The sequence below is a fragment of the Clostridium putrefaciens genome (assembly GCF_900461105.1).
Lineage (GTDB): Bacteria > Bacillota > Clostridia > Clostridiales > Clostridiaceae > Clostridium_L > Clostridium_L putrefaciens.
Genome location: NZ_UFWZ01000001.1, coordinates 1,396,898 through 1,410,032, shown reverse-complemented (window position 1 = coordinate 1,410,032; position 13,135 = coordinate 1,396,898). Strand labels below are relative to the sequence as shown.

The window sequence follows — 13,135 nt, the reverse complement described above, 5'->3', positions numbered from 1 at the left end:
ATGATTTATTAGTTAAGAATGTAAATATAGTCTTTAATTTAAAATATACACTAAAATATATATTTTGGAGGATTAAAATGAGTTATTTTCAAAAAGCAAATGAATTATACAACAGCCATTCCTACAAACAAGCAATAATTCTATATAAGAAGGCTATTGAAAACAAAGAAAATGAGGCTTGTGCTCATTATAATTCAGCGGTTTGTCTTATTAAATTAAAAGAATACCAAAAAGCAATATTACACCTAAAGTCAGCCCTTAGTTTAAAACAAGATAGCAAATATTATTTTAATCTTGCCTATTGTTATTCTATGATTGGCAATACCCCTAAATCCTTATTATATTTTAATACATCTTGGGCAATGAACCACGAAGATGAAGATTGTAATAAAGCCATAAACTTAATTTTAAATAATAATTCTAAATAATAAATCTGAATACTTACTTTAAATGATCGTCTATTAATAAAAAAGTATATTGATTAACTAAGGGTGCCTTTATAAATAAAGACACCCTACCACTCCCCTACTATATTTTCTCCTCTATGGTCTAAGTCAAACCTTTTACTATTAAAATAATTTCCACCTTTATAAAAGGTAGTATCTATATTTATCCACTTATCCTCTTCATTAATATATACCTCATTCCAAGAATGACTTACCCAGTTTACTCCATTATAACCCTCTCCCGTTACTAATCTAACCTTTAAATTATTAGCCCTACACATAGCTACAAAGAGGCATGAAAAATCAAAACATATACCTCTTTTTGTATCATAGGTGGGTATTGCTCCAGATTCTATTTTAAAATTATTAGTATATATATTATCAGCTTTTTCGTAATCATAATCTATATTAGATCCAATAAAGTTATATATTACTTTTGCTTTAGCTTTATCCGAAGTATGTCCTTTAGTAAGGCTTACAGAAAACTCATCTATAACATTGTTAGATTTTATACCATCTTCTAATGTAACTCCATTATAATAAACTAAAGTATTAGGTTTACTACCTTTTTCTTTTGTAATATTATGCTCGTCATACTTAACCTCTACCTTAAATGAGTTCTTTATTGTGTTTGGAATCTTACCTAAAAACTTTGAATTTATAACAGGTTCTAATGTCTTTTTATTTATATCATTATATAACTTTGACCTTTGAACGTAATCTTGAAACTTATCCTTTTGATAAAAATAAGATAAAGCATGTATACTACTTGTAATTAAAAGAGCGTAGAAAACACCTTTAGGTATTGATATTATCATTGCTATCACTCTATTAACCCATGGCTTTCTATAACCTTCTTTATCTTTTAAAGATATAATTATAGGGTTAAAGAGTAGTTTATTTATAATAATATAAATAAGCATTTGAAATTTATAAATTAAGTATATACTAATCAAAAACACTATTATTAAATATAACTTACTATATTCCTCAACATAGTAAGTTATATTATAAGGTAGTTTTGTAATTACTGTATTCATAAATCTATTGATAAGACCTCTAACATTAACCCAAATAGGAAAGGAAATCAAAAAAGATAGAGTCTTTTCCATATTACTTAAATCAGATTTTAAATTTTCGTAATTAATCTTAAATATTACCCCTTTTACAATAGGATATAAAAATATTAGGACAATTAGCAGTGTGACTGGATTTTTCAACATAAAGTTATCTCCTTTTATAAACTATTATCCTTAAATATCTTTTCTATTACAAATTTAATACATTCACTTGAGTATCCTTTTCCTATTAAAAACTGATATAATTTACCCTTTATTTTATATTTATCAGTTTCCCTTTTAGATATTAAATTAAACTTTTTAACTGCAATCTTCTCTGCAACTTCTCTATCTTCATCTTCATCATAAATATCTTCAAGAACAACTTCTATTATATCTTTTTTAATTCCTTTACTTAAAAGTCCATACTTTATTTTATTTTTCCCGTTAGACTTTATCTTTTCTTTTACATACCCCTTTGCATATCTTTTATCATCAATAAGGGTATATTCCTTTAAAAATTCTATTACATTGTCTATTGTTTCTTTACTATATTCCTTTTTAAAGAGTTTGTCTCTTACAGCCTTTTCCGGTTTTAATCCTTTTTCCACTACCCTTAGTGCATAGTTTTTAGCCTTAGAAAACTCTTCTTTTAATAAAATCTCATTTAGCTGTTCAATGTTAACTCTATCACCTTTTTTTATGTTTTGTTTATATACAACCTCTGCAAAGCAGGCTAATGCAAATTCTTCATCTACAAATATATTAACCCTATCTTTATTTCTGCTTTGCACTTGAATCGAAGTTATTTTACCTTCCATTTTCTTAATTCACCTTATTCTTTTTCATTTTTTAATATGTGTATAGTTGGATTTTTTAATACTATGTTAGCTACCTCATATATACTTTCTTTATTTATCTTCTCTAAAGCATCCATATCTTCTAAATATCGTTGTATATTATCTTCTTCTAGCGCTTGAAATAATACATAGCTTCCAAGATCCATAGAATCCTCTATTGTAGACACTACTGCTGTTTTATGAACCTTACTCATAAGTTTTACAGTATTATCATTAATTTTTATTCTTTTATTCTTAATATCGTCTATACATTTGTCAATAGTTGCTATAGCCTTTTTAATATTTTCTTCTGATACTGAAGTGTAAATGCACATAGTTTTTATCTTTGATGTCATGTCTAAGTCTGTATATGCATCATAGGCTAATCCAAGCTTTTCTCTAAGTTCTCTAAACAAAATAGAATTAGAGCTTTCACCAAGCTTATGATTTAATATCTTTAAAGAAAGTTCTTTTTCCTTTGGTAAATCATGAAACGTGTAGAGATATGCTATAGAACTTTGCTCTAAATCCTTTTTAATAGTTGTCTTTATTATGGGCTTATTATTTTCTACTAATATCTCTTTTTTTTCTACATTAATTCCTTCCCAATTTGAAAACTTATTAGCTACCTTTTGTAATGCTTCTTCATGTGGCAAAGATGACACCATAACTATAATAGCATTTTTAGGTGTATAAAACTTATTATAAAAGTCTATAAGACCTTCCCTATTAAAAGATTTAATGTTTTTTTCATCACCACTAACTTCCCACTTAAGTGGACTATTATCAAATGCTATTTCATTTAACTTTTTGAAAGATAAACTTTCCACATCATCCAATGATCCTTTAATCTCAGATAAAATTACGCCTCTTTCTCTTTCTATTTCATCCAAAGGAAATGTAGAATTCATAACCATATCTGATAATAAATCTAAAGAATTTATAATTTCTTCTTCTAAAGCACTTATACTATAAACTGTAGATTTATAATCTGTATAAGCATTATATTCTCCACCTAAGAACTCTAAGTCATTGTTTAGTGTTTCATTATCTCTAAGTTTAGTTCCTTTAAACAACATGTGCTCAATAAAATGAGAAATGCCTTTTTCTTCTATAGTTTCATACATGGATCCAATTCTTACCCCTATTTGTATGGACATAATTTTGGTATCCTTTTTTATTGTAATAACCCTTAGTCCATTTTGAAGTAAGGTATCTTTAGCATCAAAAAATGGTTTCTTCATTAAAATATCTCCCCATCCCTAATATCATTATTATATTTACTCTTTAATTGATCTTACTACCGTAGCATAGGAATCATCATTATAAGATGACTTATTAAACCCACCATAAAAGTTTATGTTCTTGAATTCTGAGCCTAATAGCATATTTTGTAACTCTTCCTTCATAATTGGAAGTAATTCTACACTGTTTTTATAACTAACTCTTTTGTTATCTTTTTGTATTATTAATTCTGAATTGAAATTTATTATTTTCTTTTCTTTATGGTATTTGTACCTTCTTACAAATTCTAAACCGCTATCTTCTCTCTTGATTGTAGGTAATTCATTAATATTATACTTTATTATTCTATCATAATTTATTATTTGTACAATAAACTCTCCACCTGCATCTAGCATATTATATACGTCTTTAAATAAAGTCTTAATTTTATTTTTATCTGTAATATGAGCTAAAGAATTCCCTATACAAAATATACTGTTATACTTCATATCAGATACATCTTTTAATTTTAACATATCAGCATTTATAAAGCTTAAGCTCTCTATTCCTACTGATTTATCTTTTGCTAAATTTATCATACTTTCATCTAAATCTACGCCTAAAACCTTTATATTCATTTTTCCAAGTTCTAAAGCATATGTACCACTTCCACAAGCTAAGTCTATTACCTTATAATTCTCTTTTAAATTTTCACTTAAAAATTTTAAAGTCATATCACTTTTTTCAAATATTATATCATAATAATTACTTAATTCTTCGTAGAAACTCATAATGCGCCTCCTTATATAATATAAAAGTTAGTATATTTTTAATAACTTTATTGTTATTTTATTTTATATCCATATTATCTTATTATAATATACCTGGCTAGACTTTAGTAATAAATATTACTTTAAATTTTAAAAAATATATACCTAATAGAACTAAATATACATAACTATTAGAAACCTATATGTAAATGCTAGAAATAAATAGGCCTAAACATAATAAATTTATCTTTCATATAATAACATTGTAGCCATACAAAGTTATTATATACGGGTACAAAACTTTATTTTTATATGATATAATTTATAAATAATAAAAACTGTATTTACATATTTAAAACTGTATACGTTTTTAAACATTTGTATTCCAAAATATTTATATAAACAAAAGTGGGTGAGTATTATTACAAAATACGAATTTATTATAAACTACATAAATCATGAAATAGAAATTGGTAATTTCAATGATAAATTACCTTCTATAAGAGCTCTTGCTATAAAATTTAGTTGTAGTAATTCTACAGTTATAAGAGCTTATTCTGAACTAGAAAAACAAAATCTTATATATGCCCTGCCTAAAAGTGGATACTTCGTTGTAGACAACAAGTTAAAATATTATAATATAAATGAATCAACCATTATAGACTTTTCTTCAGGGGAGCCAGATATGAAGATTCTGCCTTATGAAGATTTTCAAAAGTCATTTGAAAAAGCAATAGAAGAATATAAATATAATATTTTCGGATATTCTTTATCCTCTGGTTTTACACCTTTAAAAGAAAGCGTTCTTTCACTATTTAAACAATCTCACTTAGACTGTTCTCTTGATAAAATCTTTATTACCTCTGGAGGTCAACAAGCTCTTTCAATATTATCTACTTTAAATTTTGGTGAGGATAGAGAGTCTATTTTAGTAGAACAACCTACATATAATATATTTTTAAAATGGCTTAACATTAACAAATTTAATGTTATTGGAATAGAACGAGATTTTAATGGTATAGACTTAAATAAACTAGAACACATATTTAAAAATAAAAAAATAAAATTTTTCTACACTATGCCTCGTATGCAAAATCCATTAGGTACTTCTTTATCTGAAGATGATAAAAAACAAATTGTATATCTTGCAAATAAATATGGCGTATATATAGTTGAAGATGATTACTTAAGCGATTTAAATGATGCGTCTTCTCATCCACTATATAAATATGATAAAAATCAAAAAGTTATATATATTAAAAGTTTCTCAAAAACCTTAATACCTGGAATAAGATTAGCGGCTTGCATAATACCCCAAAAGATTATAAATGAGTTTAGTAATTATAAGGTAAGCTTAGATTTAGTTTCTACAGTACCAATGCAAGGAGCACTAAGTTCTTTTATAGATAGTGGACACTATAATAACTATACTTATAAACTTAAGAACTTTTATGGTAGCAGAATGAGGACTCTTAAACATGAATTAGATGGCTTCTTAGATTTTAATCTAGAACATTGTGTACCAAACAATGGAATGTTTTCTTTAATAAAATTACCTAATACTAACATAGATGAATTTATAAATATAATGAGCACAAAAGATATATCTATTAGAGATGGTTCCAACTTTTATCTTAAAGAATTTACTCATATACCCTCTTTAAGAATAAGCCTGTGCAATGTTAATGAGGATAATATAATTAAAGGTATGGATCATATGTTTAAAGAACTGAAAAACTCTCAATACAATCCTCCTTTAAATTCTTGTCAAAAATTAGAACTATAACAAAACGTTTATTTTTACTATTAGCCCTTAAATATACACATTGTACAGTCATTATCACACTAAAACATAATGCATAAAAATAAGGATATCCTTTAAAAGAATATCCTTATTTTTATATGGATAGTAAAAATATTAGTGCTACGAGTTCTACTATCTCGTTAATAGCACCTAAATTATCACCTGTTATACCATCAATTTTATCTTTGCATAGCTTATAAAATGATAAAGTAATTACACAACATATCGCAAGAAGTAAAATTTCATAAGTAACATGCAAATGTTCACTAGTTACATAAGAAAATACAATAAACATTATAAATATTATCCCCATCTCTCTATTTGAAATATTATTTATAATAAGGTTTCCTGATCCTTCTTCTTTAGCGCCCTTTCCTATGTATGCTAAAAGTGCAAGAGATATCCTCCCTATAAATGGTGCTAAAATGATTATATATCCAAAATCCATATTTATTATTTTAACATAGGCAATGTATCTAATTAAAACATCTATAATTACAGCAATAGTAGAATAAGTACCAACCCTGCTATCCTTCATTATTTCTATTATCTTATCTTTTCCACCTTTAAATGCAAAAAATCCATCGCAGGTATCACCAAGGCCATCTAAATGAAATCCACCTGTGATAAATACATATACTATTATCATAATTACAGATAAAAACTCTGCAGATATTAGATTTAATAATAATTTATAAACTATAAATTGTGACATTCCAACGATTATTCCAATTAGAGGTATATAGGCTGAAGCCTTTTTGAAATTTTTATTTTGACAAGGTAGAGCTTTATTTATAGGTATTCTGGTCATAAATTGTATCATAAGTAAAAAGCTTTTTACTTCTTCCATAAAGTCACACACATCCTATTATTATTTTATTTTTAAAGGTATTCCACACGTAACTAAATAAACCTCTTCACTATTTCTAGCTAAAAATTGGTTTATCCAACCTGCAAAATCTCTAAATATTCTTCCTAATTTATATTCTGGTACAATACCCATACCAACTTCATTAGTTACCATAATTAAATTACTACTTCCTTTTTTCACTTCATTTAAAAGCATACTAAATTCATATTCTATATCTTTATATATTAAATCTAAGGTTTCTCTAGAAACATTTTTTTCTAAATTTTCTTCCCTATCAAAAAGTAAATTCGTCATCATTACTGTTACACAATCTAAAAGTATATAAGACTTATTATTTTCTCTAACTGCTATATGTAAGTCTTTAAACCCTTCGTAAGTTGTCCATTTAGGATTTCTAGATTCCTTATGTCTATCTATCCTCTCTTTCATTTCCTTATCTGTTACTATAGCTGTAGCAATATATAATACGTCATCTTTTTCTTTTAAGATTTCTTCTGCAAAGCTGCTTTTTCCACTTCTACTGCCTCCGGTTACTAAAGTTATCTTTCCCATATTTACCTCCTTATAATCCTATCTTATATCTACATAATTCTTTTTATCTAAATTTGCTGCCTCAAAGGTACCCATGTTATTCATGGTATATAAAGATGCTTCTATTATGCTAAAAGCTATAGGACAGGCCGAGCCTTCCCCAAGTCTCATATTCAAATTCAATATAGGCGAAAGTCCAAGTTCCTGCATTATATAAGAAGCTCCTGGTTCTGCTGATAGATGAGACGGAAACATATAATCTTTACAAAAAGTATTCAATCTATAAGCACAAAGTGCTGCAACAGAGGATATAAATCCATCAATTACTATTGGTATCTTATACCTTGCTGCTGCTAAGAAGCACCCACACAATGCAGCAATATCGTATCCTCCAACTTTACTTAATACATCTATTACATCTTCTTTATTTGGATCATTTATTTCTATTGCCCTTTTTATTACTCGCTTTTTATTTTCATACTGAAGTTCTGTAACCCCTCCGCCCTTACCAACTATTTTATCAACCTTTGAATCTGTTAATGCACAAAATACCGCTGCACTAGTAGCAGTATTACATATTCCCATTTCGCCTGTACCTATTATATCTACATTCTTATCTTTTAGTCCTTCAACTATTTCTATGCCTATTTCTATAGCTTTTAATGTTTCTTCAATAGACATAGCTCTTCCCTTCATCATATTTTTAGTTCCATAACCTATTTTTTTATTAATTATCTTAGGATTATTAAAATCATGATTTACCCCAACATCCACTACAGTAAGTTCTGATCCATAGTAATTAGATAACACTTTAACCCCTGTAATTTCTTTTGTGAAGTTCTCAGTAACTAAAGCTGTAGTATTTTCTGGGCAAGAACTTATATTTTCTTCCACAACACCGTTATCAGAACACATAATTATTATATTTTTACGTTTTAATTCTTTTGGCATAAATCCTTTTATGCTTGCTATCTTGGAAGCCATAACCTCCATATATCCAAGACTTCCAATTGGCTTTGTTAAGTTATCTATATATGTCATAGCATCTTTAAATGCTAATTTATCTACAGATTCAATAGACATTATTATTTGGTTTAATTCTGAGTTATTCATAGTGTACCTCCTATAATCAAATTAAATTATCTCATTTTTATCTTTGTAATGCAAAGGTTATTCTTTGTAATATTAATGACTGAATATTAAGATTCTAAAAGTTCTATACCTTTATGTTTATTTAATATAAAAAGTGTACTAAACATCAAATTCATTACTCTTGTAGGTAGGCTTAGTTAACAGTATAATAATAATATATGTTAATACCACTGTAAAGGAGGACTCATTTTGAAAAAACAAATTTTAATAGTTGAAGATGAAATTAGAATGAGAATGCTCTTAAAAGATTATTTCGAGAAAGAGGATTTTGACATACTAGAAGCTGATAACGGAATTACTGCCCTTAACATTTTTAAAAATAATGAAAATAGTCTCTCATTAATTATCTTAGATTTAATGATGCCTCTAATGGACGGATTTACCCTTTGTAAGTCCCTTCGGGATATATCCTATATACCTATAATAATTTTAACTGCAAGGTCTAGTGACGATGACAAGCTCCTTTGCTATGACCTTGGAGCTGATGATTATGTAACAAAACCTTTTAGCCCTAAAATATTAGTAGCTAAATCTAAAGCCTTATTAAAAAGGAGTGCATCTTTAAACATCACTAATATTACTTGTAAAAATATACAGGGACTAGTAATAAATACAGCCTCACATGAAGTTTATGTAGATGAAGAGGAAATTTACCTAACACCAAATGAATATAACCTGTTGCTATATTTAATGCAAAATCAAGGTATATCTTTAAGTAGGGATAAAATATTAGATAATGTTTGGGGTATAGATTATTATGGTGACCCTAGGACTGTAGATACAACTATTAAGAGGCTTAGAGAAAAGTTAAAGGAAAAGTCTTCTTTTATTTCTACTGTAAGAGGAAGTGGATACAAATTTGAGGTGAAAAAATGAAAAAGAATTTAACTTTAAGATTATTTATTATAACTTCTATATTTATAAGTGTGATTTTAATATTAATACTTTCATTACAATCAATATTTTTTCAAAAGTTTTATATAAATAAAAAGATGAATACTCTTAAGTCAGAAATAATTAAATTTAAAATATCCTATTCCTATAATTATGATAATAAGCCTGAATTATTTAAAAGCATGCAAGATTATGAGATAAATAATAATGCTAAAATCGCTATATTTTCAAATAAGGGTGACATTATGTTTTTATCTGATCCTAATAAACAAATGGATGATATAGTTCTTCAAATGCTAAAAGAAGCTTTTAAAAAATCATCTAAGGCCACAGATTTTTCTTCTACTCTTAATGAAGGTAAGGTTACAGCAAATATATTTTCTAGTGAAAGTAAAGACATTAAAAATATTGTATGCTTAGCTCCAATATCACTTGAAAGTATTAATGATAATATAATAATTTCTGTATCACCTCTTCAAACCATTAAAGAAGCTTCTTTAGTAATAAAGGACTTTTATCCCTATGCACTTTTTGTAGGTATTTTAGGTATAGTATTTTTATCTATTATATATTCAAATTTAATATCAAAGCCTTTAAAAGATATGAATAAGACTGCCTTTAAAATGGCTAACCTAGATTTTTCTGAGCAATGCACAGTAGATAGAGAAGATGAAATCGGAAATCTTGCAAAAACTTTAAACTTTTTATCTTTAAACCTTAGTGATTCATTAAATGCTTTAAAAAAATATAATGATAAACTTAAAGATGACATTGAAAAAGAAAAGCGTATTGAAACTATGCGTAAAGATTTTATAGCTAATGTATCTCATGAACTAAAAACCCCTATAAGCCTTATAGAAGGATATGCTGAAGGTTTAAAAGATAATATAGCAAAAGATGATCAAAAAGACTTTTATGTAGATGTGATAATAGATGAAGCTCATAATATGGAAAGTCTTCTAAATGACATGCTTGATCTTTCTCAATTAGAATCTGGTTCCTTTAATCTACATATAGATTCCTTTAATATTAAGTCCTTAATAAATCATGCCTTGAAAAAGTTCACAGGATTAATTGAAACTAAAAGCATCAATGTCACGGTAGACGTTAATGATAAGTTAGTAATTGGTGATAAAACAAGAATTGAACAGGTTTTAAATAATTTTATTTCTAATGCTATAAAGAACACTAGCGAAAGTGGTAATATAAGTATATCTTCATGTATAGATCAAAACCCTTACGAATTGAATGTAAATAAAAATCATATACCTGAGAATCATTTGTTTATTGAAGTGTTCAATAAAGGTTCTAATATTCCAAAAGAAGAATTAAACAACATATGGGATAAGTTTTACAAAGTCGACAAGTCAAGGGATAGATCTAAGGGTGGTATCGGCCTTGGTCTTAATATAGTAAAAAATATATTAGAAAAACATAATAGTGTATATGGTGCTTTTAATAAATTGGATGGAGTTTGTTTTTATTTTTCCTTAGAAATAGATTCTATCGAATCTTAATTAATATTTTAACATAAACACCTTGATTTTATGTAGTAATTATTATATAATAATAATTGTCAATATATTGACACAATAGCAACTAACATAATATAGGAGGATGGTTTTATGAAAAAATTTGTCTGTACAATTTGTGGATTTGTTTACGAAGGTGAAACTGCACCAGAAAAATGCCCTCAATGTGGAGCTCTAGCTTCAAAATTTGTAGAAAAAGTTGAAGGTGAAATGTCCTGGGCAGATGAGCATAGAATTGGAATTGCTAAAGATGTAGATCAAGAAATAATAGAAGGTTTAAGAGCTAACTTTACAGGAGAATGTACTGAGGTTGGAATGTACCTTGCTATGAGTCGTCAAGCTGATAGAGAAGGATTCCCTGAAGTTGCAGAAGCATATAAAAGAATAGCTTTTGAAGAAGCTGAACACGCAGCTAAATTTGCTGAGTTATTAGGAGAAGTTGTTGTTGCTGATACAAAGACTAATCTTCAAGTAAGAGTAGATGCAGAACATGGTGCTTGCCAAGGTAAAAAAGACTTAGCAACACTTGCAAAAAAACTTAATCTAGATGCAATACATGACACCGTTCATGAAATGGCTAAAGATGAAGCTAGACACGGCGCTGCATTTAAAGGATTGTTAAATAGATATTTTAAATAAAATAACTTAATATATAACATATTATATGAAAGATAAGGAGCCTTATGAAAACAAGGCTCCTTATTTTTTGTCTAAACTGTTAACTTTTCCAATTGTAATATATATTTGTTTTTATCCTCAATAATATAAGATAAACATTCATATATTTTCTTATATTTATAGTTTTTATCTTTTACTAATATTCCTCTTATTATTAAAAGTAGTGCTATATTATCTTTTTCTATACTTAAAGAAATCTTAATTAACTCTATAACATCTATATTGCATTTAAATTTAAATGAGAATTTAAATGAATATTTAAATTCACTAATTGATTTAGATATTTTATCATAATCATGCATATCAACCTCTATAAACTCTTCACCTTTCATCTTATTTCTTAGATTATAATAAAAGTTCATATGATTTTGTTTTGTTTTCCCCAAAGCATTTGCTACTAATTTAAAGCTACTAATTTTGCTATCACTATCTGAAACCTCATGAAAAAAGTTTATATACATTTTTTCTATTTCAGACAAATTATCTATAATATCTACCACTGTGTACATAAATTTAGACAAGACCTCCATCTAAGGTTATTATTTGACCTGTAATATATTTTGATTCATCCGAACATAAAAAACAGGCTAAATTAGCCACATCTTCTTGTTCTCCAAACCTTCCCATTGGTATATCGTTTTTTAAAGTAACCATTTCTTCTTCGGTAAGCCAACTATTCATTGTTGTCTTTATAACTCCTGGTGATATAGCATTTGTTCTTATATTAGACGGCGCGAGCTCCTTCGCTAATGCTTTAGTAAAAGAGTTAACTCCTCCCTTTGAGGCTGAATAAATAACTTCACAAGATGCCCCGACATTTCCCCATATAGAAGATATGTTTATAATACTACCGGACTTTTCACCTATCATATATTTTACAGCCGTATGGCAAGTATTAAACATTCCCTTTAAGTTTGTATTAATTAAAGAATCCCAGTCACCTTCCTCCATTTCCGTAAATAATCCCACCTTAGAAATCCCAGCATTGTTTACAAGTATATTAATCTTTCCAAAGGTTTTAACAGTATATTCTATAAGATCTTTAGCCTTATCATATTTTGATACATCCGCCTTATATTTTATTGCGTATCCACCTTCATGCTTTATTTCATTTACTACCTTCATAGCCGAATCATCATCACTTTTATAATTTATTACAACTAAAGCTCCTTCTATAGCGAGTTTTTTCGCTATAGCTCTTCCTATGCCCTTTGAAGCTCCTGTTACTACTGCTATCTTACCCTTAAGTATATTCATAAATTCACCTTTTCCTCAAAATAATAACTTTTAGTATCAATCTTAAATTAAGGTTAACACCAAAAGTCTCCGTTTTCTC

The 13,135-nt window shown here is 27.4% G+C and carries 14 protein-coding genes; 5 read left to right on the top strand and 9 right to left on the bottom strand.

Annotated features, from left to right (window positions below):
• The first annotated feature begins 77 nt into the window (after positions 1 to 77).
• Positions 78 to 428, top strand: a complete 351-nt coding sequence (locus tag DY168_RS06085; RefSeq protein ID WP_115640958.1) for a tetratricopeptide repeat protein — start codon at positions 78 to 80, stop codon at positions 426 to 428.
• 86 nt (positions 429 to 514) lie between these two features.
• Here DY168_RS06085 and DY168_RS06080 read toward each other — a convergent pair whose 3' ends face one another.
• The 4 genes from DY168_RS06080 to DY168_RS06065 are packed head-to-tail and all read right to left on the bottom strand — an operon-like array spanning position 515 to position 4,358.
• Complete coding sequence (locus DY168_RS06080) at positions 515 to 1,669, bottom strand: transglutaminase-like domain-containing protein (protein ID WP_115640957.1); 1,155 nt, start codon at positions 1,667 to 1,669, stop codon at positions 515 to 517.
• Between the two features lie 14 nt (positions 1,670 to 1,683).
• A complete protein-coding gene (recX, locus tag DY168_RS06075; protein WP_115640956.1) occupies positions 1,684 to 2,325 on the bottom strand; it encodes a recombination regulator RecX in 642 nt (213 codons plus the stop codon).
• A gap of 14 nt (positions 2,326 to 2,339) precedes the next feature.
• Entirely contained in the window at positions 2,340 to 3,587 is a 1,248-nt protein-coding gene (locus tag DY168_RS06070) for a M16 family metallopeptidase (RefSeq protein WP_115640955.1), read from the bottom strand.
• 36 nt (positions 3,588 to 3,623) lie between these two features.
• Positions 3,624 to 4,358 (bottom strand): class I SAM-dependent methyltransferase, encoded by a 735-nt coding sequence (locus DY168_RS06065; RefSeq protein WP_115640954.1) that lies wholly within the window; start codon positions 4,356 to 4,358, stop codon positions 3,624 to 3,626.
• Between the two features lie 391 nt (positions 4,359 to 4,749).
• On the opposite strand from DY168_RS06065, the gene DY168_RS06060 reads away from it, so the two are divergent.
• A complete protein-coding gene (locus DY168_RS06060; RefSeq protein WP_115640953.1) occupies positions 4,750 to 6,123 on the top strand; it encodes an aminotransferase-like domain-containing protein in 1,374 nt (457 codons plus the stop codon).
• 112 nt (positions 6,124 to 6,235) lie between these two features.
• Here DY168_RS06060 and cobS read toward each other — a convergent pair whose 3' ends face one another.
• From cobS to cobT, 3 genes are read right to left on the bottom strand one after another with little or no spacing between them, the layout of a single operon-like run.
• Positions 6,236 to 6,991, bottom strand: a complete 756-nt coding sequence (cobS, locus tag DY168_RS06055) for an adenosylcobinamide-GDP ribazoletransferase (protein ID WP_115640952.1) — start codon at positions 6,989 to 6,991, stop codon at positions 6,236 to 6,238.
• Between the two features lie 21 nt (positions 6,992 to 7,012).
• Positions 7,013 to 7,564, bottom strand: a complete 552-nt coding sequence (cobU, locus tag DY168_RS06050; RefSeq protein ID WP_115640951.1) for a bifunctional adenosylcobinamide kinase/adenosylcobinamide-phosphate guanylyltransferase — start codon at positions 7,562 to 7,564, stop codon at positions 7,013 to 7,015.
• 18 nt (positions 7,565 to 7,582) lie between these two features.
• Entirely contained in the window at positions 7,583 to 8,656 is a 1,074-nt protein-coding gene (gene cobT / locus DY168_RS06045; RefSeq protein WP_115640950.1) for a nicotinate-nucleotide--dimethylbenzimidazole phosphoribosyltransferase, read from the bottom strand.
• Positions 8,657 to 8,884: 228 nt separating this feature from the next.
• On the opposite strand from cobT, the gene DY168_RS06040 reads away from it, so the two are divergent.
• From DY168_RS06040 to DY168_RS06030, 3 genes are all read left to right on the top strand, one after another.
• The gene (locus DY168_RS06040; RefSeq protein WP_115640949.1) at positions 8,885 to 9,571 is read left to right on the top strand and encodes a response regulator transcription factor; all 687 of its coding nucleotides are present in this window, start codon (positions 8,885 to 8,887) and stop codon (positions 9,569 to 9,571) included.
• A complete protein-coding gene (locus DY168_RS06035) occupies positions 9,568 to 11,106 on the top strand; it encodes a sensor histidine kinase (RefSeq protein ID WP_115640948.1) in 1,539 nt (512 codons plus the stop codon). Before DY168_RS06040 ends, DY168_RS06035 begins: the two co-directional genes overlap by 4 nt.
• Before the next feature lie 108 nt (positions 11,107 to 11,214).
• Complete coding sequence (locus DY168_RS06030) at positions 11,215 to 11,760, top strand: NADH peroxidase (RefSeq protein ID WP_115640947.1); 546 nt, start codon at positions 11,215 to 11,217, stop codon at positions 11,758 to 11,760.
• Positions 11,761 to 11,831: 71 nt separating this feature from the next.
• On the opposite strand, the gene DY168_RS06025 is transcribed toward DY168_RS06030, so the two are convergent.
• Both DY168_RS06025 and ymfI read right to left on the bottom strand, forming a co-directional pair.
• Positions 11,832 to 12,308, bottom strand: a complete 477-nt coding sequence (locus DY168_RS06025; protein WP_147291416.1) for a hypothetical protein — start codon at positions 12,306 to 12,308, stop codon at positions 11,832 to 11,834.
• Between the two features lie 4 nt (positions 12,309 to 12,312).
• Positions 12,313 to 13,056: an elongation factor P 5-aminopentanone reductase gene (gene ymfI / locus DY168_RS06020; protein WP_115640945.1), complete on the bottom strand. Its 744-nt coding sequence runs from the start codon at positions 13,054 to 13,056 to the stop codon at positions 12,313 to 12,315.
• Positions 13,057 to 13,135 lie beyond the last annotated feature (79 nt).

Coding starts and splice junctions, on each gene's coding strand:
- DY168_RS06030 (WP_115640947.1), top strand. CDS start 11,215: ATGAAAAAATTTGTCTGTACAATTTGTGGATTTGTTTACGAAGGTGAA.
- DY168_RS06025 (WP_147291416.1), bottom strand. CDS start 12,308: ATGTACACAGTGGTAGATATTATAGATAATTTGTCTGAAATAGAAAAA.
- cobU (WP_115640951.1), bottom strand. CDS start 7,564: ATGGGAAAGATAACTTTAGTAACCGGAGGCAGTAGAAGTGGAAAAAGC.
- ymfI (WP_115640945.1), bottom strand. CDS start 13,056: ATGAATATACTTAAGGGTAAGATAGCAGTAGTAACAGGAGCTTCAAAG.
- DY168_RS06035 (WP_115640948.1), top strand. CDS start 9,568: ATGAAAAAGAATTTAACTTTAAGATTATTTATTATAACTTCTATATTT.
- DY168_RS06080 (WP_115640957.1), bottom strand. CDS start 1,669: ATGTTGAAAAATCCAGTCACACTGCTAATTGTCCTAATATTTTTATAT.
- DY168_RS06065 (WP_115640954.1), bottom strand. CDS start 4,358: ATGAGTTTCTACGAAGAATTAAGTAATTATTATGATATAATATTTGAA.
- DY168_RS06070 (WP_115640955.1), bottom strand. CDS start 3,587: ATGAAGAAACCATTTTTTGATGCTAAAGATACCTTACTTCAAAATGGA.
- cobS (WP_115640952.1), bottom strand. CDS start 6,991: ATGGAAGAAGTAAAAAGCTTTTTACTTATGATACAATTTATGACCAGA.
- recX (WP_115640956.1), bottom strand. CDS start 2,325: ATGGAAGGTAAAATAACTTCGATTCAAGTGCAAAGCAGAAATAAAGAT.
- DY168_RS06085 (WP_115640958.1), top strand. CDS start 78: ATGAGTTATTTTCAAAAAGCAAATGAATTATACAACAGCCATTCCTAC.
- cobT (WP_115640950.1), bottom strand. CDS start 8,656: ATGAATAACTCAGAATTAAACCAAATAATAATGTCTATTGAATCTGTA.